This window comes from Hydrogenophaga sp., assembly GCF_026125825.1.
Lineage (GTDB): Bacteria > Pseudomonadota > Gammaproteobacteria > Burkholderiales > Burkholderiaceae_C > Hydrogenophaga.
In genome coordinates, this window is sequence record NZ_JAHCKK010000022.1 from 1 (window position 1) to 25,674 (window position 25,674).

The window sequence follows — 25,674 nt, forward strand, 5'->3', positions numbered from 1 at the left end:
GTTGTTTCTCCGAATTCAGTAAAAAGAGGGGGGATGACGGCGAAGGATTACTTCTCGACGACCGCGAACAGGTCGTCTTCCTTCATGACCAGCAGTTCGTCGCCAGCGACCTTGACGGTCTGGCCGCTGTACTTGCCGAACAGAACGCGGTCACCGACCTTGACGTTCATGGCGGACAGTTCGCCTTTGTCGTTTTTCTTGCCGGGACCCACCGCCAGGACTTCGCCCTGGTCGGGTTTTTCGGCGGCGGCGTCGGGGATGACGATGCCGGAGGCGGTCTTGGTTTCGCTGTCAATGCGCTTGACGATCACGCGATCGGCGAGAGGACGAAGGTTCATTGCATCTCCTGGTATGGAACGGATAGGGTTTGTTCAGAACGGCGGTGCCAGCCCGGGCGGGCCAGCGAATACCGCTGGTCGACTTGGCTTTGGGTGTTAGCACTCAACGCCAGCGAGTGCTAATCATAAGGGCGGCGTCCCCCTATTTCAAGCGCACTCGGGTTTATTTCTGGTACGAGGGGGCTGGATGCCCGTCCCACGAGGCGCCCGGCAGACACAAACATTTACGATGCCGGCATGGATTGCACGTTCTCCTTCCCTGGTTTGGCTTGGCACCCCATTTTTCGCGTGCTCGCCGTTCTGGCTGCGCTCTGCGGCCTTGGAACCAATCCGAGTTCCGCCCAGGCCGTGGCAGCTTTGCCTGCTGTCGACGTCACGCAGCGGGCGCATTTTTGGATCGACGCCTCCGGTCAGGCCTCCCTCGAGGACGCCATGCGCCAACCGGCTGGGGATTTCCAGCCGATGGGCGGCTACCGGTCCTTTGACCTGGGCGAAGCCGCCTTGTGGCTGCGACTGGAGTTGCCTGAATGGGACGCGAGCCGGCGCTGGTACCTCGTGCTGAGCGCGGCGGCCTTCACCAACCGGGCAACCCTGTACACGGCCGGCTCCTCGGGCACATGGACGTCGCAACAGGCCGGCGACCATCTGCCGGTGTCGCAATGGAGCCACCCGGACCAGACACCGGTGTTTGCCTTGCCAGCCGCGTCAACGGGCCCGGTCTGGCTGCGCCTGGAAAACCGGCCAGCGCCGCTGAGCCCGCGCCTGATGCTGCTGGAGGAAAACACGCTGCAGGAAACGCGTTACTGGAATTTCCTGATGATCGGGGGCTACCTCGGTTTTGGCCTGCTCGTGTTGTTCTGGGGTTGGGTCCATGCGCGGCTGTATGGAGACCGGGCTTTCATCGCTTACTGCAGCTATGTCGCCAGCATGCTGGGCTTTCAGGCGGCTTTTACAGGCGTGGGCGGCGTGTTCTTCTGGCGCGACTGGGCTTGGTGGAACGACGCGGCACCGGCGGTGTTCATGCTGTGGCTCACCGCGGCGGGCATCTGGTTTGTGCGCGAGGCCTGCGCGGTGTCGCGCCACCATCGCCAGGTGGACCGTTTCGTGAGAGCGTGGTCGTGGTTCGGGCTGCTGTTTCCTGCGGTGTATCTGACGCTCCAGAACCACTTCGCCTATGTGGTGCTCAATGTGTACGGCCTGTTGTCGGTGGTGTTGAGCTTTGCGCTGTGCATCTGGGCCTGGCGCCTGGGCGAGAAATACGCGGGCTGGCTGGCGCTGGGTTTCCTGCCCGTGCACCTGAGCTACCCGTTTCCTGCGCTGCGCGCCGCGGGCGTGCTGCCGGACGGCTGGCTCACGCAGTACGCCGTGCTCATCGGCTCTGCCATCGAGATCCCGTTGCTGCTCTATATCCTGCATCGACGCGCCAAGGAGTTCAACGAGAACCATGCCCGCCTGCGCGCGATCGAGAGCACAGACCCGTTGACCGGTCTGACCATCGAGCCTGTGCTTCATCTGCGCCTGCGCGATGCCGCGCGCCGATCCCGGCGTTATGGGCACCAGAGCGGCCTGCTGATGGTGGAGTTGCTCAACCATGCGGACATCGTCTCCCGCCATGGCCGGGAGGTGGCCGACCGGGCGCTCGTGGTGGCCGCATCACGCCTTTCACATGTGGCGCGCGATGTGGACACCGTCTGCCGTGTGGCCGATGCCCGGTTTGCCGTGCTGGTCGAAGGACCGCTGCAGTCCGACGACCTGATGCTGATGGCGCAACACATCGTGGCCAAGGGACTTGAGCAGGTGCCCTCTTTGCCGGCGGGCCTGTCGCTGCGCTTTCGCCTGGCATCTCTGTCGCTGCCTGGCGAAGAGAGGGTGGCGGACGACACGAGCCTCCTCGATCGGCTTCACGCTGCGCTGGACCAGATGGCCGACGATCCGCGCAAGGTGGTGCTGCACCTGCCGACACGCTGGCCGGTACCCACACCGTCTTGAGTGTTGGTCTTGAGCCTGTAGTCTCTGGCGTTCGCCCTTTGTTGTTCCAACCTGTTCCATAAGAGGATTTGCCATGAGTGGATTTCAGATCGGTGTCATCGTCGGTAGCCTGCGCCGCGACTCCTTCAACCGTCGGCTGGCGACGGCCCTCGCCCAGCTCGCTTCCAAGGAGTTCACCTTCAAGCAGCTCGAGATTGGCGACCTGCCCCTGTACAACCAGGACGATGACGCGAACCAGGCCGCCCAGGTGAAGCGCCTCAAGGCCGAGATCGCTGCGTCGCAGGGCCTGCTGTTCGTGACCGCCGAGTACAACCGTTCCATTCCCGGGGTGTTGAAGAATGCCATCGACCACGCCTCGCGCCCCTATGGCCAGAGTGCCTGGGCCGGCAAGCCCGCCGGGGTGATCGGCGTGTCGGTGGGGGCCATCGGAACGGCGCTCGCCCAGCAGCACCTGCGCAACGTCCTGGCCTACCTCGATGTGCCCACGCTCGGGCAGCCTGAGGCCTTTGTTCAGGCCAAGGAGGGCCTGTTTGACAAAGATGGGGGCATCGGTGCCGACAGCCGCGAGTTCCTTCAAAAGTGGGTGTCCACCTACGAAGCCTGGGTGCGCCGGCACGCGGGCTGAAGCCCGCGCGGCTCAGAAGTGGGCCAGGTAGCCGCCGTCCACGATCAGCACCTGGCCCGTGACGTAGCTGGCGGCGGGCGAAGCGAGGAACACGGCCGCGCCGCCGATCTCTTCGGGCTGGCCCCAGCGGCCCAGCGAGCTGCGTCGATCGAGCCAGGCCGCCACGTCGGCGTCTTGCACCATGGTGGCGTTGGTGTCGGTGGCGAAATAGCCCGGTGCAATCGCGTTCACGTTGATGCCTTGCGGGCCCAGTTCGGCAGCGAGCGCGCGGGTGAGGGCTTCGAGCGCGCCCTTGCTCGTGGTGTAGGCCGCGTCCCCGGCGCGGGCGATCGGCCCGGCGATGGAGGTGACGTTGATGATGCGGCCAAAGCCCTGGGCGCGCATCGGCCGCGCCGCCTCACGGCAGAGGTGCCAGGCAGAGACAAGGTTCGCCTCCAGCATTTCGCGCAGGGCCTGGGCGGGCAATTCGTCCAGGGGCTGGCGCCGGCGTTGTCCCACGTTGTTGACCAGGATGTCGAGCCGCCCACTGCCGGCCAGGATCTGGGCCACGGCCGCGCTGGCGGCGGCTTCGTCGGTCACGTCGAAGGGCAGCGCATGCGCCGTGCCGCCTGCGGGTTGGCCCGCCTCGTGCACTTGGCGCACCGCGTCGCGCAGGCCGGCGGGATCGCGGCCGTTGAGCCAGACGGTGGTGCCATGGGCGGCGAGTGCCTTGGCCATGCACAGGCCAAGGCCACGGGCCGCGCCGGTGACCAAAGCGACGCGGCTATGCAGGGAGAACAAGGCGGACGGAATCGGGGCGGTGGCAGGGCTCACCGCGCGATTATCGGCCCGCCTCCGGCATCAGGCCGGCAGTTCGGCCAGCGACGACTCGGGGAAGGCCATTTCCGGTTCCATGCCGTCAAATGGCAATGTGAAGTAGAAGGTGCAGCCTTCACCGGGTGCGGTCTCCGACCAGATGCGCCCGCCGTGGCGTTCGATGATGCGCTGTGACAGCGCCAGGCCGGTGCCCGTGCCCTCAAAGTCCATGGAATGGTGCTGGCGCTGGAACATCACGAACAGGTTGTGCGCCTTCTCCAGGTCGAAGCCCACGCCGTTGTCGGCGATGTAGAAGGTGCGGCCACCCACCGGGCTGACCTTCCAGCCAATCTCGATGCGGGCCAAGTCACGGGGACGGGTGTACTTCACGGAGTTGCCGAGCAGATTGCCCAGGGCCTGGGCGAGCAGCATCGCGTCGCCCCGCACGACGGGCAGGTCGTTTTCGATCACCCACTCGATGCGGCGGTCGGGGTTTTCCTGTTTGAGGTGCGCGATCACACCTTCCACGAGTTGAGCGATCGGCACCGGTTGTGTGTCGATGGCGACGCGGCCCAGGCGGGCGTACTCCAGCAGACCTTCGATCATCAGGCTCATGCGTTTGGCTGCCTTGGCGATCGAGTTCTGGTACTGCAAGGCCAGCGTGTCGGCGGAGTCGCCCATCTGCTCCTGCAAGAGGCTCACGAAGCTGGCGATGTGGCGCAGCGGTGCACGCAGGTCGTGCGAAACCATGTGCGAGAACACGTCCAGATCCTTGTTGGCCGCCACCAGCTGTTGAGTGCGCTCGGCGACGCGTTTTTCCAGCTCGCGGTTGAGGTCGTTCATCACGTCCTCAAGGCTTTTGGCGGCGGTCATGTCGCGCGTGATGCTCGACAAGCCCTGCAGTTCGCCGGCTTCGTTGCGCAACGCGGTGAGCACGGTGTGGGCCCAGAAGCGCGAGCCGTCCTCGCGCAGGCGCCAGCCGCGGGTTTCCCATTGACCGTGAGCCTTGGCCAGGCGCAGCACCTGGCCGGGGTCGACCTCGTCCTCGCCCGCGTTGTCGCTGGACAGCAGCGCCTCGTAAGAGCGGCCCATGATTTGCGAGCGGGTGTGGCCGTGCAGGCGCTGGGCGCTCTCGGTCCACTCGGTGATTCCGCCGTTCTCGTCGACGAAGTAGATGCAATAGTCCTGGATCGCATCCACCATGAGCCGGTAGCGCTGCTCGCTGGCAAACAGCTCGGCGGAGCGCGAGCGCACGCGCTCTTCCAGATCCTGGTTGGCATGCAGCACGAACTCTTCCGTGCGGCGGCGTTCCGTGATGTCGTGCAATTCGATGAAGATGCCCTCGACCGTGCCGTTCTGGAAGTCGGGGATGTAGTGGATCTCGAAGTAATTGATCGAGCCATCGGCGGCCGTGCGCGCCGCTTCGAAGGTCTGCGTCTGGCCAGAGAGGGCCTGCGCCACGCGCGGCAGGATGTCCGGCAGGATGTCGGGCCGCACCACCTGGCTCAGCGGCGAGCCCACCATCTCGGCGGGCAGTTTGCCGTAGCGCGCCGCGTGGGCCTGGTTGGCAAAGCGGCAGATCAGGTTCTTGTCGTAGTAAGCCAGCCGTGCCGGGATGCGGTCGGTGATGCTGCGCAGCAAGCTGTCCTGGGCGGAGCTGGTCTGGTTCGCATCGAGCTGTGTGACCACACCGCTGCCGTGCAGAAAATGACCTTCGGCATCGAACACCGGCGTCGAGGCGAGGCGGGCGCGCAGCAGGCTGCCGTCGACACGCAGCCAGTCCAGATCGACCGGTTCGCTCTGTCCACTCTGTCGCAGGGATTCCACGTGGGTGGTCAACGCATCGCGCGATCGCGGAGCAACCAGCTCATTCAAGGGCATGCCCGGCGAGCCATGGCCCAGCCAGCCCGACAGGGCTTGGTTGAGGTGGACGCAACGCTGCGCGTCATCGAAGGTGATCAGGCCACAAGGCGCCTGGTCAACGAGGGAACGAGCGCTGTCCAGGGCGGTCTGGAGTTCTTGCGTGCGCAGAGCCACCAGCCGTTCGAGCTGTTGCTCTGGCGTTTCCATCCCGTCTGGGCAGATAGAGTTGTCCATGGTTCAAGGCTCCCGGGTCGTTGCTGTTCAAGCCAGAAAGGTGGCTTGTACTCCCATATCGGACACCGCCGCAGAAAATTCAAATTGTTACGACCGATGGTTTTCCCTGCTGTCCGAAAAAAGTACGAAAAAAAGCCCTGAGGCTCACGCCCCAGGGCTTCTCGGTCCGTCTGGTGAATGCTTACAGTCCGGCGGCCTTGCGCAGTGCGGCGGCCTTGTCGGTCCGCTCCCAGGCGAACTCGGGCTCTTCGCGGCCGAAGTGGCCGTAGGCGGCCGTCTTCGTGTAAATCGGGCGCAGCAGGTCAAGCATCTGGATGATGCCCTTGGGGCGAAGGTCGAAGTGTTCCTGCACCAGTGCCGCGATCTTCTCGTCCGGGATGACCCCGGTGCCTTCGGTGTAGACGGTGACGTTCATCGGGCGGGCCACGCCGATGGCATAGGCCACCTGGATCTGGCATTGTTTGGCCAGACCGGCGGCCACGATGTTCTTGGCAACATAGCGGGCGGCGTAGGCAGCCGAGCGGTCCACCTTCGAGGGGTCCTTGCCCGAAAACGCGCCACCGCCGTGCGGGCAGGCACCGCCGTAGGTGTCGACGATGATCTTGCGGCCGGTCAGGCCGCAGTCACCCTGCGGACCGCCGATGACGAAACGGCCGGTCGGGTTGATCAGGTACTTGGTGTCCTTGAGCCATTCCTTGGGCAGCACGGGCTTGATGATCTCTTCGATGATGGCTTCGTTGAATGAGGCCTTCATCTTGGTGGGCGACTCGCTCTGGTCGGGCGAATGCTGGGTCGAGAGCACCACCGTGTCGATGCTGTGCGGCTTGCCATCGACATACCGCATGGTCACCTGGCTCTTGGCGTCGGGACGCAGGAACGGCAGGCGGCCATCCTTGCGCAGTTGCGCCTGGCGCTCCACGAGGCGGTGGGCATAGTAGATCGGCGCGGGCATCAGCTCGGGCGTCTCGTCGCAGGCGTAGCCGAACATCAGGCCCTGGTCGCCGGCGCCGGTGTTCAGGTGATCGTCGGAAGCGTGGTCCACGCCCTGGGCGATGTCGTTGGACTGCTTGTCGTAGCAGACCATGACCGCGCAGCCCTTGTAGTCGATGCCGTATTCGGTGTTGTCGTAGCCGATGCGCTTGAGCGTGTCGCGCGCGACCTGGATGTAATCGACGTGTGCGTTGGTGGTAATTTCACCCGCCAGCACCACCAGGCCCGTGTTGCAGAGGGTTTCAGCGGCCACGCGGCTGCGTGGATCCTGCGCAAAGATCGCGTCGAGGATTGCGTCGGAAATCTGGTCGGCGACCTTGTCGGGGTGGCCTTCAGAGACGGATTCGGAAGTGAAAAGGAAATCGTTCGCCATATCTATAAACTCCACATTGGTTGACCGGCGTTGCCGGTCTGTCAGAGTTCGGCGAACGCTTTAGCGGAATTTGTGAATCGCCCCGCAATTAGTTCCATAACTCGGCGATGGCGGAATTCTAGACCAAGTCCGCGTCCCACCCCTTCGTTTCCACCTTCGTGACCCCGTTGATCCATGGCCTTTTCCGCGCGCTGAGCTGGCTGCCGCTGCCCGTGCTGCACGCGTTGGGCTGGTTGCTGGGCTGGCTGAGTTTTGTGCTCTCGTCGCGGTATCGGCACCGGCTGTTTTCGCATGCCGCCCAGGCGGGGTACGCCCGCCACGTGGCGCTGGCCACGGTCGGCGAGTCGGGCAAGCTGGTGGCCGAGTTGCCGCGCCTGTGGCTGGGGCGGCCCGTGCCTGTGGCCTGGTCAGGCGCCGAGCACATTGAAGCCACGCAGCAGCAGGGCACTGGCGTGCTGTTCCTGACCCCCCACCTGGGCTGCTTCGAGATCACGGCACAGGCCTATGCGCAGCGCTTTGGCGGGGCGCATCCCATGACGGTGCTTTTCCGTCCGGCGCGCCAGCCCTGGTTGCGCGATCTGGTGGCCAACGCACGCCAGCGCCCAGGCCTGTTCGCCGCCCCCACCAACCTGGCCGGCGTGAAACAGCTCATCAAGGCGCTCAAGGGCGGTCAGGCGGTGGGCCTGTTGCCGGATCAGGTGCCGCCCGAAGGGCAGGGCATCTGGGCGCCGTTTTTTGGCCGCGATGCCTACACCATGACACTGTCGGGCCGTCTGGCCCATGCCGGCCAAGTGCAGATCCTGCTGAGCTGGGGTGAGCGTTTGAGTTGGGGCCGTGGCTACCGTGTGCACGTGCGCCCGTTCGAGCCGCTCAATGGTGGGCCGCTGTCGCGCGACCCCCTGGAGGCCGCGACGCAGATCAACCGGGCCATGGAGGCGCTGGTGCGAGAATGCCCGGCCCAGTACCTCTGGTCCTACAACCGCTACAAGTCGCCACCCCGGTCGACACCGCCGTCGCCCTGATGTCTTCATCGCCGCCCACTTCCGACGCACCTCTGCCGCCTGGCAACTTCGGCAACCGCCTGGGGGTGGCCTTCATGCGCGTGCTCGCCGCGCTGCCGCTTTCCTGGGTGCGTGGCATGGGCTGGTTGCTCGGGCAGGTTCTCCATCTGGCGGCGGTGCGGCGCCGGCGCATCGCGCGCATCAACTGGGCACTGTGCTTTCCGGAGAGCAGCGAGGCCGAGCGCGACCGGGCGGTGCGCCAGCACTTCGTGTACTTCGCACAGGCCTGGCTGGACCGCAGCTGGCTGTGGGAGGCGCCGCTGGCCACGGTGCAAAAGCGCCTGAAGCTCACGGGCGATCTGCAAGCCCTGGCCGGAAACGAGCCCACCGTGATCTTTGCCCCGCATTTCGTGGGCATGGACGCCGGCTGGATCGGACTCACCGCCCACCTGGAGCGCCGCTTCTGCGGCTTGTATGCAGAGCAGCTCAACGCCGACGTCGATCGGTGGATGGCGCAGGGTCGCCAACGGTTTGGCAACCCCCACGTCGTGGGCAAGCGCCAGGGGATCAAGCCCCTGGTCGCGGCCATGCGCCAGGGCCTGCCGCTCTACCTGTTGCCTGACATGGACCATGGCATGCGCGACGCGGCGTTCGTGCCCTTCTTTGGCATACAGACCGCCACCCTCATGTCCCTCTCCCGCCTGGCCCGCCTGGGGCGCGCCTGCGTGGTGCCCGTGGTGAGCCGCCTCACCCGAGACGGTTACGAGGTCAAGGTGATGTCACCGTGGCCCGATTACCCGACGGCGGATGCCGAGGCCGACACGGCGGTCATGAACCGCTATCTGGAGGGCTACATCCGCCAGGCGCCCGAGCAGTATTACTGGGTGCATAAGCGGTTCAAGACCCGGCCGGGCAACGAGCGTTCTTTCTACGCCGATCTTTGATCGGCGGGGGTGTCCAGAAAGCCGCCGATCAAGGCGGCCGCGCGCGCGGGCTGTTCGTGCACGATCCAGTGCGTGGCGCCGGCGACGCGCTCAATCCGCAGATCGGGCACATACATCTCCAGCCCCTCCAGCAAGGATTCTGGCAAGGCCGTGTCGTTCAGCCCCCAGATCACCAGGGTTGGCCGTGTCACCGTGGCCTTTTCGCGCGGCACTTGCACGGCCGTTGCCCCGGCGTCGTCCGGCGTGGGTGGGCGAAGGGGCGACGCGGCGTAGTAGGCGCAAGGACCCGCCAGCCCCTGGCGCCAGATCGCCCGATAGCGGTCGCGCATGGGTTCGTCGAGCCAGGCCATTGACCCAGTGCCTGCGGCCATCTGCGTAAAGAAGGGCCAGAGCCGGGCGAAGTCGTTCTCGGCCAGCAAGGCCGGTGCGTCGGGACGGACGAGAAAGTTCATGTACGCGCTGGCCGCCTGCTGCGCCGGTGAATGAGCGAGTTCGCGCTGGAAGGTGGCGGGGTGCGGCGCGTTGATGATGACCAGTTGCCGAAGCAAGCCTGGCTGTTGCGCGGCAAGGCCCCAGGCCAGCGCACCGCCCCAATCGTGCGCAATGAGGCCGGCCAGCTGGCCCGGCGTGGGGCTGTCGGCCGTGATGGCCGTGACCAGCGCGCCCAGGTCTTGCAGCAGGGGCTTGGCTCGGTAAGCCGATAGGTCGGAGGGAGCGCTCGAGTCTCCGTATCCGCGCAAGTTGGGTGCCACGCAGCGGTAGCCGCCGTGCTCGGCTTGAGCGAAATGCACAAGCAGCTCATCCCACACAAAGGCGGCTTCGGGGAAACCGTGCAGAAACAGCAGCACGGGGCGGCCGGGCTCGCCGGCGGCGCGGCAACTGAGCGTGATGCCGTGGGAAAGCGCTTGTTGGAAGGTCTGGATCATGCGGGCTCTCCGGTTGCCCGCACGGTTCAGTCCAGCGAGGGCGGCTCGTCTTCGGGTGCGGGGTCGGCCACCTTGGCGGGTGCGTGGGCGCCATGGGTCCATTGCCAGAGCAACAGCGCCACTTCGTCCAGTCCCTTTTTCTTCAGGGCCGAGAAGAGTCTCGCCTCGCCGCCGCCGGACTGCAGTCGCGCAATCGACAGCGCCTTTTGCGCCTCGGCGTGGTTCAGTTTGTCGGCCTTGGTGAGCAGCACCAGGAACTTCAGGCCTTCCTCGACGCGAGGCCGGATCACCTCCAGCAGGATTTCATCGAGCTCGGTCAGGCCCAGGCGCGGGTCGATCAGCAGCACCACGCCCTTGAGGTTTTCGCGCGTGAGCAGGTAGTTGCCCATCACGCGCTGCCAGCGCAGCTTGGCTTCGCGTGGCACCGCGGCATAGCCATAGCCTGGCAGGTCGGCCAGCACCGCGTCGGTCACGCCCTGCTTGCCGAGCGAGAACAAGTTGATGCTTTGCGTGCGGCCCGGCGTCTTGGACGCGAAAGCCAGGCGCTTCTGCTGCGTCAGGGTGTTGATGCAGGTGGACTTGCCAGCGTTGGAGCGGCCGACGAAGGCGATCTCGGGCACCTCCAGCGGCGGCAGGTGTTCGAGTTGCGGGGCGGTGGTGAGAAAGCGGGCGGTGTGCAGCCAGCCGTGCGCGATCTTGGGATCGGGCTTGAGGGGATCGATGGTTTTTCCAGCGCGGGTTATCGGGGCTTTGAGGTCCGGGGCGTCGTGAGACGGCGAGGCGGTCTGGGGGGCTGGAGTGGGGCGGTGGGTCATTTGGGGGTTTTCCCGGTGGGACATTGTAAAATCGATTGGCTTTGTCCAGACAAACCGAGAATTCCCACAAACCGAACCCGTCGCAACCGACGCCCGCCCCGTCATGAAATTGCCTGTTTCCTTCCTTTGCGCCGCTGCCGCCGCAGCCCTGTCGTTCAGCGCCCAGGCGCAATCGGCCAAGCCCGATCTGGCCAAGGGCAGCGCCATGTACGGTCAGGTGTGTGTGGCCTGCCACGCGGCGGACGGCAACTCGACGACGCCGGCCAATCCGAAGCTGGCGCAACAGCACCCCGAGTACCTCGTCAAGCAGTTGCAGGATTACAAGTCGGGCAAGCGCGACAACGCCATCATGAAGGGCTTCGCCTCGGCCCTGTCCGACGCCGACATGCGCAACATCGCCTACTGGCTGGCCGACCAGAAGGCCAAGGGCGGCGCCGCCACCGACAAGGACCTGGTGCGCCTGGGTGAGCGCATCTACCGCGGCGGCATCGCCGACCGCCAGATCGCTGCCTGTGCCGGTTGCCACAGCCCCAACGGTGCTGGCATCCCCTCCCAGTACCCGCGCCTGTCAGGCCAGCAGGCGGAGTACACCGCCACGCAGCTCAAGCACTTCCGGGACGGCACCCGCAAGAACAATGCGCAGATGGCCGGTGTGGCCGCCAAGATGAACGACCGCGAAATCCAGGCGGTGTCGGACTACATCGCCGGCCTGCGCTGACCGCCTGCCAGGGCGGCTCAAGCCCCTCGTGCCTGACTGGGATATAAGCGATCAATAATATTTGCCGGCACAATGCCATAAACCCCGCCGGGCGTTGAACCGCCAGCCAAAAAACACATCACATCAGGGCGCGTTCCGGGACTTCCGGAACCGCCCTTTTTGCTGCACCGTCCTGCACCCATCCCTCCATGACCGTCTCCACCCAAGGCCTGCAAATCCGCACTGGCTCGCGCATCGTCGGCGAGCTGGTCGAGTTGCTGTCTTCGATGCGGTTTGCCATTTCGCTGCTCACCGTGATCTGCATTGCGTCGGTGATCGGGACGGTGGTCAAACAGCACGAACCTTTCATCAACTACGTCAACCAGTTCGGCCCGTTCTGGGCCGACGTGTTTGGGAGCGCGAACCTTTACTCGGTTTACAGCGCGTGGTGGTTCCTGCTGATTCTGGCTTTCCTGGTCGTCAGCACCAGCCTGTGCATTGCCCGCAACACACCCAAGATCTTTGCCGACCTCAAGGCCTACAAGGAGAATATCCGCGAGCAGAGCCTCAAGGCGTTTGCGCATCGGGCCGAGGGTGAGCTGGGTGAAACGCCTGAAGCTGCGGCGAACCGCATCGGCCAAGTCCTGTTGAGCTCGGGTTGGAAGGTCAAGCTGCAGTCGCGAACCACCGCCGCGGGCACTGGGTGGATGGTGGCGGCCAAAGCAGGAGCCGCCAACAAGATTGGCTACCTTGCGGCGCACAGCGCCATTGTTCTGGTGTGCATCGGCGGCCTGCTCGACGGCGACCTGATGGTGCGCGCACAGACCTGGTTCAACGGCAAGACGCCGTTCATGGGCGGGGGGCTGATCGCCGATGTGCCGGCCCAGCACCGGCTCTCGGCCAGCAACCCGACTTTCCGCGGCAACCTGCTGGTGACGGAAGGCACGACGGCGGGCACGGCCATCCTCGCCCAGCCTCAGGGTGTGCTGCTGCAGGACCTGCCATTCTCGGTCGAACTCAAAAAGTTCATCGTCGAGTACTACGAGACTGGCATGCCCAAGCTGTTCGCCAGCGAGATCGTGATCCACGACAACGAGACCGGGGAGAGCAAGGAAGCCCGCGTGGAGGTGAACCACCCTGCCAGCCACCGTGGCATCAACATCTACCAGTCCAGCTTCGACGACGGCGGTTCGCGCGTGAAGCTGCAGGCCGTGCCGTTGAATGGGCCCACGCGGCCGTTCGAGATTGAAGGCACCATCGGCAGTTCGACCGCGTTGAGCAATGGCGATGACAAGCTCACCCTGGAGTACACCGGCCTGCGCGTGATCAACGTGGAGAATTTCGCCACCAGCAATGCCGCCGAAGGCGTCGATGTGCGGAAGGTGGACCTGCGGGGATCGATCGAGAGCCGCCTGGGCTCGGGCCACAAGACGGCGACGGAGAAGACGCTGCGCAACGTGGGGCCGAGCGTGTCCTACAAGCTGCGCGACGCGGCCGGCCAGGCGGTGGAATACCACAACTACATGCTGCCGGTGGAGATCGACGGCGCGCGCGTGTACCTGTTGGGCTTGCGCGAGACGCCGGCCGAGCCGTTCCGATACCTCCGGATCCCGGTGGACGACAAAGACGGTCTTGATGGCTTCGTGCGCCTGCGCGCTGCCTTGGGCGACCCCCAGATGCGCGATCTGGCGGTGCGCCGTTACGCGGCCTCGGCGGTGGAAGACGGCCGCCCCGAGCTGGCTGAAGCCCTGGCCGCCTCGGCCACCCGAGCACTGGGCTTGTTTGCCGGTGCGGAGTCGGTCAATGCGCCCGGCCTGCAGCCGGCGGCCGCCAACGGCGGCGCCGACAAGCCTGTTCGCGGAGGCCTGCAGGCTGTCTCGGCCTTCCTTGAGAACAACGTGCCCGCCGCCGAGCGCGAGCGCGCGAGCGACGTGCTGGTGCGCATCCTCAACGGCACGTTGTTCGAGCTGATGCAGATCAGCCGCGAGCGCGCCGGCCTGCCTCCGCTGGAGCGCAGTGAGGCCACTCAGCAATTCATGTCGCAGTCGGTGATCAGCCTGAGCGACACCTTCTTCTACCCTGCGCCCATGACGTTCCAGCTCAAGGACTTCACACATGTGCAGGCCAGCGTGTTCCAGGTGGCGCGCGCGCCCGGCCAGAACATCGTCTATCTGGGCTGCCTGTTGCTCATCCTGGGCGTTTTTGCCATGCTCTATGTCCGCGAGCGTCGGCTCTGGGTCTGGCTCTCGCCCTCGGGGGCGCAATCCGCGCAGGCCCGCATGGCGCTGTCGTCGAATCGCAAGACGATGGACGCCGACCGTGAATTCGAGCTGTTGAAGACCCAATTGTTGAAGGTGCATCCATGAATACCGCCGCCGCCACGCAGACCATCGAACTGAAGAAGGGTCACCAAGGGCAGGGCCTGGAGCCCGGGTACTTCGCGCGCCGCAATGTCTGGGACTGGCTTTTCGCCGTGTTCGTCACGGCAGGGGCTGCCTGGGCGTTCATGCGCTACAACGCCGCCATGGATGGCTATGAGAAGGCCATCCTCGTGGGTGCCGTGCCCAGCATGATCTGGCTGGGCTGGTTCTGGCGGCCATTGCGTGCGCTCACCGTGGTGGTGGCCGCCATGGCGCTGCTCGCGATCTGGCTGTACCAGACGCCCGCCGGAACGGCCGATCTCGCGCGCGCCGACCAGGTTTTCTTGTTGAAGTACTTCATCTCCAGCCAATCTGCCATCCTCTGGATGAGCGTGCTGTTCTTCATGAGCACCGCGTTTTACTGGGTCGGCATGTTCAAACGCGCGGGCGACACCTTTGAATTGCTTGGCTCCCGCCTGGCCTGGGTGGCGGTCACCCTGGCCCTGATCGGCACCATGGTGCGCTGGTACGAGAGCCACCAGATCGGTCCCGACATCGGGCACATTCCGGTGAGCAACCTGTACGAAGTGTTCGTGCTGTTCTGCTGGATGACGACGGCCTTCTATCTTTACTACGAAGACCAGTACAAGACACGTCGCATGGGTGCCTTTGCGATGCTCGTGGTGAGCGCGGCGGTGGGCTTCCTGCTCTGGTACACCCTCGTGCGCGAGGCGCATGCCATCCAGCCGCTGGTGCCCGCCCTCAAGAGCTGGTGGATGAAGCTGCACGTGCCGGCCAACTTCATCGGTTACGGCACCTTTGCCATTGCCGCGATGCTGGCCTTTGCCTACCTGATCAAGCAGAGCGCCACCGAGAGCCGCTGGTACAAGCTCGCGCCATTGTGGCTGCTGGGCGTGGTGCTGTGCTTCGAGCCCATCGTGTTCCGCCAGTCCGCGGCCGAGAACGGCAGCAGCTACTGGTTTGTGTACTTCGGCGTGTCGGCGCTGATCGTGGGGGCCATCTTGTTTGGTCGCCGCCGCATCGCCGAACGGCTGCCCAGCTTCGAGGTGCTTGACGACGTGATGTACAAGGCCATCGCGGTCGGTTTTGCGTTCTTCACCATTGCCACGGTCCTGGGCGCTTTGTGGGCGGCCGAGGCGTGGGGCGGGTACTGGAGCTGGGATCCGAAGGAAACCTGGGCATTGATCGTCTGGCTCAACTACGCTGCTTGGCTGCACATGCGCCTTATGAAGGGTCTGCGAGGCACGGTCTCGGCTTGGTGGGCACTGGTGGGCCTGGCGATCACGACGTTCGCCTTCATCGGCGTCAACATGTTCCTCTCGGGTCTGCACAGCTACGGCGAACTCTGACGCGAGGGAAGTTCGCGGCGCGCGCGGTGGCGCCGGAACTTGTCGGCAGCGCTTCGGTCCTAGGATCGACAAACCACCCACGCGGCATCTTCCGCTGCCGGTGGTCTCCAGCAAGGATGGCCTCATGCTCATTCGCACGCACGACAACGGCTTCAATCACCCTCTCTCCAGCGAGATCACGCCGCCCTCGGCCTACCGAAACCGACGCCAATGGCTGTTGACAGCGGCGGCGGTGGGCGGTTTGGGGTCTTGGGCCGCGCGCGATGCCTGGGCCCAGGCCGCTTCGGCCACCCCCAAGCCCGGCAAGCTTGCTGCTCTGCCTGGCAAGCGCTCCGCAGTCGATGGCGCGGCGACCATGGAAGCGTTGACCTCCTACGACGACGTCAGCTCCTACAACAACTTCTACGAGTTCGGCACCGACAAGTCCGATCCTGTGGCCCAGGCCAAGACCCTCAAGCCTCGGCCATGGACGGTGGCCGTCGAGGGGCTGGTGAACAAGCCCGGCACCTTCGATCTCGATGCCCTTCTCAAGCTCAGCCCGATGGAGGAGCGCATTTATCGGCTGCGTTGCGTCGAGGGGTGGTCCATGGTGATTCCCTGGGTGGGGTACTCGCTGAGCGAGCTCATCAAGCAGGTGCAGCCGCAGGGCAGTGCCAAGTACGTCGAATTCGTGACGCTCGCAGACCCCAAACAGATGCCTGGCTTGCGCTCCAACGTGCTGGGCTGGCCGTACGTGGAGGGTCTGCGGCTGGACGAAGCCATGCACCCGCTGACGCTGCTGGCGTTCGGCATGTACGGGGAGGTGTTGCCCAATCAGAACGGGGCGCCGCTGCGCCTGGTGGTGCCGTGGAAGTACGGCTTCAAGAGCGGCAAGTCGCTGGTGAAGATCCGCTTCACCGACAAGGAGCCGCGCACCGCGTGGAACGTGGCCGCACCTCAGGAGTACGGCTTCTACTCCAACGTGAACCCGGAGGTCTCGCACCCACGCTGGAGCCAGGCCACCGAGCGCCGCATCGGTGAAGGCGGCGGCCTGTTTGCCAAACGGCGCCAGACGCAGATGTTCAACGGCTACGCTCCCCAGGTCGGCCAGCTCTACGCCGGCATGGACCTTCGCAAGCTGTACTGATCAGCATGCAGCGCCGCCCGCCTGCCGGAGGGCCGGCCAATCGCGCGCTCAGCCACGGTGCCGCCAAGCCGGTGGCGTTTGTGCTGGCCTGCCTGCCATTTGCCTGGCTGGTGTTCGCGGCCTTTGCCGATCGCCTGGGGGCCAACCCGGCCGAAGCCCTGATCCGTTCGCTGGGTGACTGGACCCTGCGCTTCCTGGTGCTGGTGCTGGCGATCACGCCGTTGCGCGTGAGCCTGGGCTGGCCTGCGTTGCTGCGGCTGCGGCGCATGGTGGGGTTGTTTGTGTTCTTCTACGCCTGCATGCACCTGCTGGCCTACGCCTGGTTCGACATGGAGTTTGACGTGGCAGGCATCGCGGCCGACGTGATCAAGCGCCCGTTCATTCTGGTGGGTTTCCTCTCCTGGCTGCTGTTGCTGCCGCTGGCGGCCACCTCGTTCAACCGTGCCATCCGCACCCTGGGAGCGCGGCGCTGGCAATTGCTGCACCGCGCGGTGTATGTGATCGCGGGCTTGGCGGTGCTGCATTTTTTCTGGATGCGCGCCGGCAAGAACAACTTTGCCGAGGTGGCGGTGTACGCCGCGATCCTCGGCAGCTTGCTGGCCTGGCGCCTGTGGCGCCGGCTCAAGAACTGAGCCTGTTCACGCCTGCTTGCCGCGCCAGCGCTCCACCAGCGCAATGGCCTCGCCCATGATGCCGCGGCGGAAGGCCAGCACGCACACCACGAAGATGAAGCCGATGACCATCGTCACCGACTCGCCCAGGCCATTGAACCAGTCGATGCCGGTCACGCCAGCCAGGAAATGGCCGATCTCGCCGAGCTTGTTTTCCAGGGCGATCACCACGGTGGCGCCAACCAGCGGGCCGGACAGGGTGCCCAGGCCCCCCACCAGTGTCATCAGCACCACCGAGCCCGACATGGTCCAGTGCACGTCGGTGAGCGTGGCAAAGCCCATGGCCAAGGTCTTGAGCGAGCCTGCCAGACCGGACAGCGCGGCCGAGAGCACGAACACCAGGAGCTTGAAACGCTGGGTGTCGTAGCCCAGCGAGATGGCTCGCGGCTCGTTTTCCTTGATCGCTTTGAGAATCTGGCCGAAGGGCGAGTGCACGATGCGCATGATGAGCAGGAACGCAGCCACCGTGATCAACAAGGTGAAGTAGTACATGGTCATGTCGTTGCCGAGCTCGATGAAGCCCAGCAACCGTCCGCGTGGCACACCTTGCAAGCCGTCTTCGCCTCCCGTGAAGGGCATCTGCAGGCAGAAGAAAAACAGCATCTGCGCCAGGGCCAGGGTGATCATGGTGAAGTAGATGCCCTGGCGGCGAATCGCGAGCGACCCCACCAGCCAGCCCAGCACCGCACCCGCCAGGGTGCCGATCACCAGGCCCAGCTCAGGTGGTGCGCCCCAGACCTTCAGAGCGTGGCCGGTGACATAGGCCGAGCCGCCGAGAAAGGCCGCGTGACCGAAAGAGAGCAGGCCCGTGTAACCCAGCAGCAGGTTGAAGGCGGATGCAAACAGCGCGAAGCACAGCAGCTTCATCACCAGCACCGGGTAGATGCCAATGAAGGGAACGGCCAGCAGCGCCAGCAGCAGCAGGCCGTAGAGAATGTTCTTGGAGGTCGTGTTCATGCGGCTGGCTTCACTTTTCCTTGCCGAACAGGCCTGCCGGCCGGATCAGCAGCACGATGGCCATGATGACGAAGACCACGGTGGACGAGGCCTCGGGGTAGAAAACCTTGGTCAGTCCCTCGATGACGCCCAGGCCCAGCCCGGTGAGGATGGTGCCGAGGATGGAGCCCATGCCACCGATCACGACCACGGCAAAGACAATGATGATGAGGTTCTGCCCCATGAGCGGCGAGACCTGCATGATCGGCGCGGCAAGCACGCCGGCCAAGCCCGCCAGCGCCACGCCGAAGCCGTAGGTCAGCGTGACCATCAGCGGCACGTTGATGCCGAAAGCCTCCACCAGCCGGGGGTTCTCGGTGCCAGCACGCAGGTAGGCACCCAGCTTTGTCTTCTCGATCACGTACCAGGTGGCGAAGCACACCACCAGGGAAGCCAGAACCACGAAGCCACGGTAGTTCGGCATCACCATAAAGCCCAGGTTGGTGGCTCCGGCGATGGGCGCGCTGTAAGGCAGGCCCGAGACGCCATAAGCCGAGCGCAGCACACCTTCGAGCATCAGCGTGAGGCCCAGCGTGAGCAGCAGGCCGTAGAGGTGATCGAGCCGGTAGATCCAGCGCAGGAAAAGACGTTCGATGACGATGCCCAGCATGCCCACGGCCAGTGGGGCGAGCACGATCATCACCCAGAAGTTCAACTCCAGGTAGTTCATGCCCATCCAAGTCAGCACCGCCCCCAGCATGAACAGCGCACCATGCGCGAAGTTGATGACATTGAGCAGGCCGAAGATGACCGCCAGCCCCAGGCTCAGGATGGCGTAGAAAGAGCCGTTGACCAGGCCCAGCAACAACTGGCCCAGCAGGGCGGACAAGGGTATTCCGAAGAAGTCCATCGGCGGTGCGTGGGTTGGGGTTGGAGGAGGTCAGGCCGTGTGGACAGTGACACCGCAGGCCGTGGCCTGCGGTGCCCAGATCAGATCACTTCCAGAGCTTGCACTTGGAATCGGCCTTGGTGGTGAAGACCGAATCGCCCGGCAGCGTGGCGGCGACCTTCATGTAGTCCCATGGCTTGGTGGATTCGGCAGGCTTCTTCACCTCCAGCAGGTACATGTCGTGCACATAGCGGCCATCGGGGCGGATGTTGCCCTTGCCGAAGAAGTCGTTGATCGGCATCTTCTTGAGCTGCTCCATCACCTTGTCGCTGTCGGTGGTCTTGGCCGCCGTCACCGCTTTCAAGTACGTGGTGGTGGCCGAGTAGTTGGCTGCCTGGATGCTGGTGGGCATGCGTTTGGCCTTGTCGAAGAACTTCTTGGCGAACGCACGGCTCGCGTCGTCCTTGTCCCAATACCAGCTGTCGGTCAGGTACATCCCCTGCGTGTCTTTCAGGCCCAGGCTGTGTACGTCGGTGATGAACATCAGCAGGCCTGCAAGCTTCATCGTCTTGGTGATGCCGAATTCGCTCGCGGCCTTGATCGATGCAATGGTGTCGCCGCCAGCATTGGCCAGACCGAGGATCTTGGCGCCGGAGCTTTGCGCCTGGAGCAGGAAGGAGGAGAAGTCCGAGGTGTTGAGTGGCGCCCGCACCGCACCCTTCACAGTGCCACCGGCCGCCTTCACGACGTTGCCGGTGTCGGTCTCCAGCGCGTGGCCGAATGCGTAGTCGGCCGTCAGGAAGAACCAGTCCTTGCCGCCTTGTTTGACGATCGCGCTGCCGGTGCCCTTGGCCAGGGCCACGGTATCGTAGGCGTAGTGCACCGTGTAGGGTGAGCAGGCGTCGTTGGTCAGCGCCGAGGAACCCGCACCGTTGACGATGTACAGCTTCTTCTTTTCTTCCGCCACCTTGGCGGTGGCCAGGGCCGTGCCGGAGTTGGTGCCGCCGATCATCACGTCCAGGCCTTGCGTGTCGATCCATTCGCGGGCCTTGGATGCCGCGATGTCGGCCTTGTTCTGGTGGTCGGCGCTCAGCAGCTCAATGGGTTTGCCCAGCACCTTGCCGCCGAAGTCGTCAATGGCCATCTGGATTGCCATGGCGCCGTTCTTGCCGTCCACGTCGGAGTACAGGCTCGACATGTCGGTGGTGAAGCCGATGCGCACTTTGTCCTGTGCGTGGGCGGCGGTGAGCAGCCCCGCGGCACCCAGTGCCAGGGTGAGCAGTTTGACGGTGTGTTTCATGCTGTCAGTCTCCGTTGAGGTGGCGGTTGGGGAAAACGGTGATCGGGGAACGAGGCGAGGGCGCTCAGACGCCCAGCAGCTCATGAAGAACGGGCATCTTTTCGGTCAGCTGCGAGGCGTTGAAGTGCTCGACCATGCGACCGTGCTCCATCACGTAGAAGCGGTCGGCCAGTGGCGCGGCAAAGCGGAAGTTCTGCTCCACCATGACCACGGTGTAGCCCTTGCTTTTGAGCATCGTGATCATGCGGGCCAAGGCCTGCACGATCACAGGGGCGAGGCCTTCGGAGATCTCGTCGAGCAGCAGCAGGTGGGCACCCGTGCGCAGAATGCGGGCCACGGCCAGCATCTGCTGTTCGCCGCCGGACAGTCGCGTACCCTGGCTGTGGCGACGCTCGGCCAGGTTGGGAAACATCTCGTAGATGTCGTCCACTGACATGCCCTTGCCGGAGCCCTTGAGCGTCGGGGGCAGCAGCAGGTTTTCTTCGCACGACAGGCTGGCGAAAATCCCGCGCTCTTCGGGGCAATAGCCGATGCCGTGGCGGGCGATGCGGTGGGTGGGCAGGTGGATGAGTTCCTGTCCGTTGCTCTGGATCGAGCCCTTGCGCGAACCTGTCAAGCCCAGAATGGCGCGCAGCGTGGAGGTGCGTCCTGCGCCATTGCGTCCCAGCAGGGTGACGACCTCGCCCGGTTGCACAACCATGTCCACTCCATGCAGCACATGGGATTCGCCGTACCAGGCCTGCAGGTTCTTGATTTCCAGCGCCGGTGCGGTCATCAGTGAGCTCCCTGGAGCTGGCCGTCGGTGGTGCCCATATAGGCCTCCATCACGGCAGGGTTGCCGGAGACCTGGGCATACGAGCCCTCGGCCAGCACGGCGCCGCGTTGCAGCACCGTGATGGTGTCGGCGATGTTCGATACCACGCCCATGTTGTGCTCCACCATCAGGATGGTGCGCCCGGTGGCGACCTTCTTGATGAGTTGGGTGACGCGGTCCACGTCCTCGTGCCCCATGCCCTGCGTGGGCTCATCCAGCAGCATCAGCTCGGGCTCCATCGCCAGTGTGGTGGCGATCTCCAGCGCGCGCTTGCGGCCATACGGCAGATTGACCGTGGTCTCGCGGGCGAAGTCCTGCAGGCCCACTTCGGTCAGCAGGTGGTGGGCCCGCTCATTGAGCTGGTTCAGCGAACGCTCGCTCTTCCAAAAATGATAGGCCGTGCCCAGTTGGCGTTGCAGGCCGACGCGCACGTTCTCGAGCACGCTGAGGTGAGGGAACACCGCCGAGATCTGGAAGGAGCGGATGATGCCGCGGCGTGCGATCTGGGCGGGCTGCTCGCGCGTGATGTCCTGTCCGTTGAACAGAATCTGACCCTGCGTCGGCTCCAGGAACTTGGTCAGCAGGTTGAAGCACGTGGTCTTGCCCGCGCCGTTGGGTCCGATCAGGGCGTGGATAGCACCCCGCTTCACGCGCAGATTGACGTCATTGACGGCGGTGAAACCCTTGAAGGACTTGGTGAGCTGGCGCGTTTCCAGAATGGTGTCGGCGGTCTTGTCGTGCATGGGTTGGGGGCGCTTCCAGAAGGCTGTCGGGCCATGTTGCTGTGCACAATGTGGACGGATTCTGGAGGACGGTCCCTGACCGGCCTATAGGTGCAAACACCGAGGGGCGCACAGAGGCACGCTGCACCGTCGAGGGCATGCGGCTTGCCATCGCGTGCATGCACACAGGAGTGTCGCGCGCGAGACGGCGCGAGCGCTCAGAGCAGGCGTTCGAGCCGGATCTGGTCGGCCAGGGATTCGCGTGCCCGGATCAGGTGAGCGCGTGTGCCATCCACCAGCACCTCCGCCGCACGGCCTCGGGTGTTGTAGTTGCTGGCCATGCTCATGCAATACGCACCTGCCGACAGAACGGCCAGCACGTCGCCGGCCTGCACTGCCAGGGCTCGGTCGCGCCCGATCCAGTCACCGCTCTCGCACACCGGCCCGACCACGTCCCACGTGAGGGCCTCTGCCGAGGCGCGTGGCGCGACCGGCACGATGCGGTGAAACGCCTGGTACATCGCGGGGCGTGGCAGATCGTTCATCGCGGCGTCCACGATCAGGAAGTTCTTCTGCTCGCCAGGCTTGAGGTACAGCACCTCCGTGAGGCACACGCCGGCATTGCCGACCAGCGAGCGGCCGGGCTCGATGCAGATCTGGCGTTCGCCAAAGCCTCGTGCGTCCAGGCGTTGCAGCAGGGCGCGCCAGAGCTCGTCGGCTTCGGGCGGGTTGTCGCCCTGGTAGTCGATGCCCAGACCACCGCCGAAGTCGATGTGTTCGATCGGCACGCCGGCTGCTTCGATCTGTTCCACGAGGTCGAGCACGCGGTCCATGGCATCGAGGTAGGGCCCGGTCTGAGTGATCTGGGAGCCGATGTGGCAGTCGATACCGACCACGCGCAGGCCTTGGCACGCTGCGGCATGCTGGTAGGTTGACAGCACCTCCTCGTGCGCGATGCCGAACTTGTTGCCCTTGAGGCCGGTGGAGATATAGGGGTGGGTTTGAGCGTCCACGTTCGGATTGACGCGGATGCTCACTGGCGCGCGCAGGCCCATGCCCCGGGCCACTTCATCCAGAACATCAAGCTCGGCGCGGCTTTCCACGTTGAAACAACCGATGCCTGCGGCGAGTGCCTGCTGCATCTCAGCGCGCGTCTTGCCCACACCGGAGAAGATCACCTTGGCTGGCTCCACACCCACTGTCAGGGCGCGTTCAAGCTCTCCACCGGAGACGATATCCAGCCCACATCCGGCCTGCACCAGCGTTTGGAGGATGGCCAGCGACGAGTTGGCCTTCATGGCGTAGCAGATCAGATGCCGGCGTCCTGCCAGCCCACGCTGGTACGCGGCCAGTGCCCGCAACATGGCGGCGCGGCTGTAAACAAACAATGGTGTGCCATGCTCGCGGGCCAGCGCAGCCACAGGCACGCCTTCGACCATCAGTTGCTGGTCGTGGTAGGTGACGAATGGCGGCAGCGAAGTGGCGGGCAGGCCGGCGAATGTGGTCATGCGGTTCGAGGCAAGGAGGGCAGGGGCGGCCAGGCGCATCAGCGCTCGGTGGGAGTGGCCGGTGTTTCGGCGGGAACGGTGGAAGCCGGTGGGGACTTCCGAGGCTTGGCTGCCTCGGGGCCGGGAAGGTACAGCGGCCCCCGTTGGCCACAAGCCGAGAGAACCAGGGCGGCCAAGGCGATGGCCATGACCCGCGAGGGGCCGATGGCCCGACCTAGAATGCGTTTCAAACCAAACATCGACGCATTGTACTTATCGACACTGCCTGCGACGACTCAGATAAGGCGCGTCGGGACGCACAACCCGATAAATCGCGCACTTGGCAATGCCAAGAGAAACCTCGAATTTTTCCGCAGCTTGACGGTACGTGCGGCCACCCTCTAGAAACCAAGCGACAAGCCGCCTCTCACGCTCAGGCGACAGGGTACGCACAGGCCCCCAAGTCTTCCCACGAGCACGCGCAGCAGCCTGACCAGCCATCACACGCTCACGAATGATGGAGCGTTCCAACTGAGCCACAGCGCCCAGAATCTGGAGCACAAATGTCCCCATCGAACTCGACGTATCTATAGGCTCAGTGAGCGAGCGAAAGCGAGCGCCACGGGCCTCGATCTGCGCGAGCAGGGAAAGCAGATCGGAGAGGCTTCGAGCGAGCCTATCGATCTTCCAGACGACCAACGTATCGCCGGGCTTGAGCGCACGCAATGCACGCTGCAACTGCGGACGCTTGCCGACGCCGCTGGCCTTGTCCTGATAGACCGTATCGACGCCAGCAGCGCCGAAAGCATCAAGCTGCAAACTGGTTTCCTGCTCGGACGTAGACACCCGTGCATAGCCTATGAACATGGCTTGCCCCCCTGTTTTGTTGCTATCCCGAACATAGCAAAGTATCGGGTTTTGCTTCCGTGACCAACCACACACCATCGCCCCACTTGGACACCCGATGTGAGATGACTACGTCACCGTCGCCCTGTTCGAAGGTGACTTCGATCAGCTCGCGGAAGGTGCAATGCAGCCGCATCTTGTGCACTGAGCCAATCTCCGTGCCGTTGCTTCGGCTATAGCGGTTGGACTCGCTAGGCGAGTCCTCAAAGTCCTTCATGATGTACTTCGACACATAGGCGGCCATCTTCGCCAGGCGCATCTTCTTATGACGCTTGTCACCGCCCCATTTCTTGCGCCCACCAACGAAACACATTCCGTTGTCGGCCCCAACAATGTCGCGCCAGATGCGCGTGCCCAACTCCCAAGCCTTGATCTTCACGCCCTTGTGCACTGCGTGCTGGGGGAGCTTGTGCGTAGCCACGTGGACGTGCATGGCACCACGCTCCTGGCGTTCGAACGAGGCGCAAAACCGAAACGAGCCAAGGGCTCGCTTCATGCGCTTAAACCAGATGTTGAAGTGTTGCTTACACAACGCTCGATCCTCTTGATTCTCCCGATACGTGAGCGTCAGCAGCTCATCAAAGCCTTCGGTGATGATGACCCTGCGGCACATCGTTTTCGCACGCCTAGCGTTCGATCTGAGAGAGCGCATGCGCTTCTCTTCGATCTCCTCGTTGAGTTCCGCCAGACGCTTGGCGCGGTCCGCGCCTTCGAACTCATGGACGATGTACGCAGCACGCTCCTCATAGGTCATGGGGGCGTCACAGGTGCCGACCTCTTCCCATGCCACTACGGGGCGCGCTGAGCGCTCTAGAACCCCGTTTTTGCGCCATTCGGTGACTTCCCACTGGTCCTCAAGAATCCGGCCTTCCAGGCGGATGTGAGAACCATCGGGTAGGCGTAGAATTCTGTCCATTGGCAACCTCCTATGTTGTCGATCTGCCCTGGGTGATGACAGTCACGCCAGGGCTTTTTTTTGGCCCCTACGGGGCCTATTTCCTAAAGTGATCTAAGAATGAATTACGGCGGCGCTGCGCGCCGCCGCCACGCTGCGCATGGCGGGCGGCACGCCACGCGCGCCGGGGAATGCTTGCTCGGAAGGGCGGCAGTTGCGCCCATGCCGGAGGCGCTGGCTATGCCCCCTCGCACTCTGGCATTCGCACTTCGGCATTCGCACTAGGCACTCGCACTGCGGCACTCTGGCACTCTGGCACTCGCAAGGGACGCCACTGCGTGCGCTATGTCCCATGTCTACGTGTCCGGCGTGTCCGGCGTGTCCTTCGTGTCTACGTGTCCGGCGTGTCTTCATGTCCTGCGTGTCTTCATGTCCGACGTGTCTACGTGAGCGCCGCCAGGGCAACCGGCATGGGCGCAACTGCCTTGTTGGCGTTGAAGTAAGGGCCATTGGTAAACCTACGTTGACATGGGGCGCTTCGCCCCCATACCCCAGACCCCGAACCCCTACGGGGTGCCCCACAGGGGGGCGGTTCGGGGCCCCTTGTT

24 protein-coding genes are annotated in these 25,674 nt (G+C 64.4%); 9 read left to right on the forward strand and 15 right to left on the reverse strand.

Going from position 1 to position 25,674, the window contains the following annotated elements; genetic code table 11:
* Positions 1–47 precede the first annotated feature (47 nt).
* Positions 48–338 carry a co-chaperone GroES gene (locus KIT86_RS09880; protein WP_204733408.1) on the reverse strand — a complete coding sequence of 97 codons (291 nt, stop codon included), beginning with the start codon at positions 336–338 and terminating at the stop codon, positions 48–50.
* Positions 339–575: 237 nt separating this feature from the next.
* Here KIT86_RS09880 and KIT86_RS09885 point away from each other — a divergent pair, with 237 nt between their 5' ends.
* Both KIT86_RS09885 and KIT86_RS09890 read left to right on the forward strand, forming a co-directional pair.
* A complete protein-coding gene (locus KIT86_RS09885) occupies positions 576–2,327 on the forward strand; it encodes a 7TM diverse intracellular signaling domain-containing protein (RefSeq protein WP_297397789.1) in 1,752 nt (583 codons plus the stop codon).
* A gap of 73 nt (positions 2,328–2,400) precedes the next feature.
* On the forward strand, positions 2,401–2,952 hold the full coding sequence (locus KIT86_RS09890; RefSeq protein WP_297397790.1) for an NADPH-dependent FMN reductase: 552 nt from the start codon (positions 2,401–2,403) through the stop codon (positions 2,950–2,952).
* A 12-nt stretch (positions 2,953–2,964) separates the two neighbouring features.
* On the opposite strand, the gene KIT86_RS09895 is transcribed toward KIT86_RS09890, so the two are convergent.
* From KIT86_RS09895 to metK, 3 genes are all read right to left on the reverse strand, one after another.
* The gene (locus KIT86_RS09895) at positions 2,965–3,765 is read right to left on the reverse strand and encodes an SDR family oxidoreductase (protein ID WP_297397791.1); all 801 of its coding nucleotides are present in this window, start codon (positions 3,763–3,765) and stop codon (positions 2,965–2,967) included.
* 27 nt (positions 3,766–3,792) lie between these two features.
* Positions 3,793–5,844: a PAS domain S-box protein gene (locus tag KIT86_RS09900; RefSeq protein ID WP_297397793.1), complete on the reverse strand. Its 2,052-nt coding sequence runs from the start codon at positions 5,842–5,844 to the stop codon at positions 3,793–3,795.
* A 181-nt stretch (positions 5,845–6,025) separates the two neighbouring features.
* The gene (gene metK / locus KIT86_RS09905) at positions 6,026–7,207 is read right to left on the reverse strand and encodes a methionine adenosyltransferase (RefSeq protein WP_297397795.1); all 1,182 of its coding nucleotides are present in this window, start codon (positions 7,205–7,207) and stop codon (positions 6,026–6,028) included.
* A gap of 170 nt (positions 7,208–7,377) precedes the next feature.
* Between metK and KIT86_RS09910 the strand changes: the two genes are divergently transcribed.
* Together KIT86_RS09910 and KIT86_RS09915 are read left to right on the forward strand one after the other, a co-directional pair.
* Positions 7,378–8,229: a lysophospholipid acyltransferase family protein gene (locus KIT86_RS09910; RefSeq protein ID WP_297397883.1), complete on the forward strand. Its 852-nt coding sequence runs from the start codon at positions 7,378–7,380 to the stop codon at positions 8,227–8,229.
* The gene (locus KIT86_RS09915) at positions 8,229–9,152 is read left to right on the forward strand and encodes a lipid A biosynthesis acyltransferase (protein WP_297397797.1); all 924 of its coding nucleotides are present in this window, start codon (positions 8,229–8,231) and stop codon (positions 9,150–9,152) included. The genes KIT86_RS09910 and KIT86_RS09915 overlap by 1 nt, the downstream gene beginning before the upstream one ends.
* Here the strand turns inward: KIT86_RS09915 and KIT86_RS09920 are convergent.
* On the reverse strand, positions 9,137–10,078 hold the full coding sequence (locus KIT86_RS09920; protein WP_297397799.1) for an alpha/beta fold hydrolase: 942 nt from the start codon (positions 10,076–10,078) through the stop codon (positions 9,137–9,139). The genes KIT86_RS09915 and KIT86_RS09920 overlap by 16 nt on opposite strands.
* 26 nt (positions 10,079–10,104) lie before the next feature.
* A complete protein-coding gene (yihA, locus tag KIT86_RS09925; protein WP_297397801.1) occupies positions 10,105–10,893 on the reverse strand; it encodes a ribosome biogenesis GTP-binding protein YihA/YsxC in 789 nt (262 codons plus the stop codon).
* Between the two features lie 103 nt (positions 10,894–10,996).
* Between yihA and KIT86_RS09930 the strand changes: the two genes are divergently transcribed.
* The 5 genes from KIT86_RS09930 (at position 10,997) to KIT86_RS09950 (ending at position 17,078) form a co-directional block, all read left to right on the forward strand.
* A complete protein-coding gene (locus tag KIT86_RS09930) occupies positions 10,997–11,611 on the forward strand; it encodes a c-type cytochrome (protein ID WP_297397803.1) in 615 nt (204 codons plus the stop codon).
* 188 nt (positions 11,612–11,799) lie between these two features.
* On the forward strand, positions 11,800–13,956 hold the full coding sequence (locus KIT86_RS09935; protein WP_297397805.1) for a cytochrome c biogenesis protein ResB: 2,157 nt from the start codon (positions 11,800–11,802) through the stop codon (positions 13,954–13,956).
* Positions 13,953–15,320: a c-type cytochrome biogenesis protein CcsB gene (gene ccsB / locus KIT86_RS09940; protein WP_297397807.1), complete on the forward strand. Its 1,368-nt coding sequence runs from the start codon at positions 13,953–13,955 to the stop codon at positions 15,318–15,320. The genes KIT86_RS09935 and ccsB overlap by 4 nt, the downstream gene beginning before the upstream one ends.
* A gap of 124 nt (positions 15,321–15,444) precedes the next feature.
* On the forward strand, positions 15,445–16,446 hold the full coding sequence (gene msrP / locus KIT86_RS09945; protein ID WP_297397809.1) for a protein-methionine-sulfoxide reductase catalytic subunit MsrP: 1,002 nt from the start codon (positions 15,445–15,447) through the stop codon (positions 16,444–16,446).
* Positions 16,447–16,451: 5 nt separating this feature from the next.
* A complete protein-coding gene (locus KIT86_RS09950) occupies positions 16,452–17,078 on the forward strand; it encodes a sulfite oxidase heme-binding subunit YedZ (protein WP_297397811.1) in 627 nt (208 codons plus the stop codon).
* A 6-nt stretch (positions 17,079–17,084) separates the two neighbouring features.
* Here KIT86_RS09950 and KIT86_RS09955 read toward each other — a convergent pair whose 3' ends face one another.
* The 9 genes from KIT86_RS09955 to KIT86_RS09995 form a co-directional block, all read right to left on the reverse strand.
* Entirely contained in the window at positions 17,085–18,074 is a 990-nt protein-coding gene (locus KIT86_RS09955) for a branched-chain amino acid ABC transporter permease (RefSeq protein WP_297397813.1), read from the reverse strand.
* A 10-nt stretch (positions 18,075–18,084) separates the two neighbouring features.
* Positions 18,085–18,963 (reverse strand): branched-chain amino acid ABC transporter permease, encoded by an 879-nt coding sequence (locus KIT86_RS09960; RefSeq protein ID WP_297397815.1) that lies wholly within the window; start codon positions 18,961–18,963, stop codon positions 18,085–18,087.
* Between the two features lie 85 nt (positions 18,964–19,048).
* Positions 19,049–20,242 carry an ABC transporter substrate-binding protein gene (locus tag KIT86_RS09965; protein ID WP_297397817.1) on the reverse strand — a complete coding sequence of 398 codons (1,194 nt, stop codon included), beginning with the start codon at positions 20,240–20,242 and terminating at the stop codon, positions 19,049–19,051.
* Positions 20,243–20,306: 64 nt separating this feature from the next.
* Positions 20,307–21,017 carry an ABC transporter ATP-binding protein gene (locus KIT86_RS09970; protein ID WP_297397819.1) on the reverse strand — a complete coding sequence of 237 codons (711 nt, stop codon included), beginning with the start codon at positions 21,015–21,017 and terminating at the stop codon, positions 20,307–20,309.
* Positions 21,017–21,799 (reverse strand): ABC transporter ATP-binding protein, encoded by a 783-nt coding sequence (locus tag KIT86_RS09975; RefSeq protein ID WP_297397821.1) that lies wholly within the window; start codon positions 21,797–21,799, stop codon positions 21,017–21,019. Before KIT86_RS09975 ends, KIT86_RS09970 begins: the two co-directional genes overlap by 1 nt.
* 197 nt (positions 21,800–21,996) lie before the next feature.
* Positions 21,997–23,286 (reverse strand): diaminopimelate decarboxylase, encoded by a 1,290-nt coding sequence (gene lysA, locus KIT86_RS09980; RefSeq protein WP_297397823.1) that lies wholly within the window; start codon positions 23,284–23,286, stop codon positions 21,997–21,999.
* 38 nt (positions 23,287–23,324) lie between these two features.
* Complete coding sequence (locus KIT86_RS09985) at positions 23,325–23,525, reverse strand: lipoprotein (protein WP_367185437.1); 201 nt, start codon at positions 23,523–23,525, stop codon at positions 23,325–23,327.
* Positions 23,526–23,538: 13 nt separating this feature from the next.
* Complete coding sequence (locus tag KIT86_RS09990; protein ID WP_297397825.1) at positions 23,539–24,132, reverse strand: recombinase family protein; 594 nt, start codon at positions 24,130–24,132, stop codon at positions 23,539–23,541.
* Positions 24,133–24,154: 22 nt separating this feature from the next.
* The gene (locus KIT86_RS09995; protein WP_297397827.1) at positions 24,155–25,087 is read right to left on the reverse strand and encodes a hypothetical protein; all 933 of its coding nucleotides are present in this window, start codon (positions 25,085–25,087) and stop codon (positions 24,155–24,157) included.
* Positions 25,088–25,674 lie beyond the last annotated feature (587 nt).

What these genes read in the sequence shown, in the direction of transcription:
- KIT86_RS09880 (WP_204733408.1), bottom strand. Translation starts at nt 338, where the DNA reads ATGAACCTTCGTCCTCTCGCCGATCGCGTGATCGTCAAGCGCATTGAC.
- KIT86_RS09990 (WP_297397825.1), bottom strand. Translation starts at nt 24,132, where the DNA reads ATGTTCATAGGCTATGCACGGGTGTCTACGTCCGAGCAGGAAACCAGT.
- KIT86_RS09915 (WP_297397797.1), top strand. Translation starts at nt 8,229, where the DNA reads ATGTCTTCATCGCCGCCCACTTCCGACGCACCTCTGCCGCCTGGCAAC.
- lysA (WP_297397823.1), bottom strand. Translation starts at nt 23,286, where the DNA reads ATGACCACATTCGCCGGCCTGCCCGCCACTTCGCTGCCGCCATTCGTC.
- KIT86_RS09950 (WP_297397811.1), top strand. Translation starts at nt 16,452, where the DNA reads ATGCAGCGCCGCCCGCCTGCCGGAGGGCCGGCCAATCGCGCGCTCAGC.
- yihA (WP_297397801.1), bottom strand. Translation starts at nt 10,893, where the DNA reads ATGACCCACCGCCCCACTCCAGCCCCCCAGACCGCCTCGCCGTCTCAC.
- KIT86_RS09960 (WP_297397815.1), bottom strand. Translation starts at nt 18,963, where the DNA reads ATGGACTTCTTCGGAATACCCTTGTCCGCCCTGCTGGGCCAGTTGTTG.
- KIT86_RS09955 (WP_297397813.1), bottom strand. Translation starts at nt 18,074, where the DNA reads ATGAACACGACCTCCAAGAACATTCTCTACGGCCTGCTGCTGCTGGCG.
- KIT86_RS09970 (WP_297397819.1), bottom strand. Translation starts at nt 21,017, where the DNA reads ATGACCGCACCGGCGCTGGAAATCAAGAACCTGCAGGCCTGGTACGGC.
- KIT86_RS09890 (WP_297397790.1), top strand. Translation starts at nt 2,401, where the DNA reads ATGAGTGGATTTCAGATCGGTGTCATCGTCGGTAGCCTGCGCCGCGAC.
- KIT86_RS09965 (WP_297397817.1), bottom strand. Translation starts at nt 20,242, where the DNA reads ATGAAACACACCGTCAAACTGCTCACCCTGGCACTGGGTGCCGCGGGG.
- KIT86_RS09920 (WP_297397799.1), bottom strand. Translation starts at nt 10,078, where the DNA reads ATGATCCAGACCTTCCAACAAGCGCTTTCCCACGGCATCACGCTCAGT.
- KIT86_RS09930 (WP_297397803.1), top strand. Translation starts at nt 10,997, where the DNA reads ATGAAATTGCCTGTTTCCTTCCTTTGCGCCGCTGCCGCCGCAGCCCTG.
- KIT86_RS09995 (WP_297397827.1), bottom strand. Translation starts at nt 25,087, where the DNA reads ATGGACAGAATTCTACGCCTACCCGATGGTTCTCACATCCGCCTGGAA.
- msrP (WP_297397809.1), top strand. Translation starts at nt 15,445, where the DNA reads ATGCTCATTCGCACGCACGACAACGGCTTCAATCACCCTCTCTCCAGC.
- KIT86_RS09885 (WP_297397789.1), top strand. Translation starts at nt 576, where the DNA reads ATGGATTGCACGTTCTCCTTCCCTGGTTTGGCTTGGCACCCCATTTTT.
- KIT86_RS09985 (WP_367185437.1), bottom strand. Translation starts at nt 23,525, where the DNA reads ATGTTTGGTTTGAAACGCATTCTAGGTCGGGCCATCGGCCCCTCGCGG.
- metK (WP_297397795.1), bottom strand. Translation starts at nt 7,207, where the DNA reads ATGGCGAACGATTTCCTTTTCACTTCCGAATCCGTCTCTGAAGGCCAC.
- ccsB (WP_297397807.1), top strand. Translation starts at nt 13,953, where the DNA reads ATGAATACCGCCGCCGCCACGCAGACCATCGAACTGAAGAAGGGTCAC.
- KIT86_RS09975 (WP_297397821.1), bottom strand. Translation starts at nt 21,799, where the DNA reads ATGCACGACAAGACCGCCGACACCATTCTGGAAACGCGCCAGCTCACC.
- KIT86_RS09935 (WP_297397805.1), top strand. Translation starts at nt 11,800, where the DNA reads ATGACCGTCTCCACCCAAGGCCTGCAAATCCGCACTGGCTCGCGCATC.
- KIT86_RS09900 (WP_297397793.1), bottom strand. Translation starts at nt 5,844, where the DNA reads ATGGACAACTCTATCTGCCCAGACGGGATGGAAACGCCAGAGCAACAG.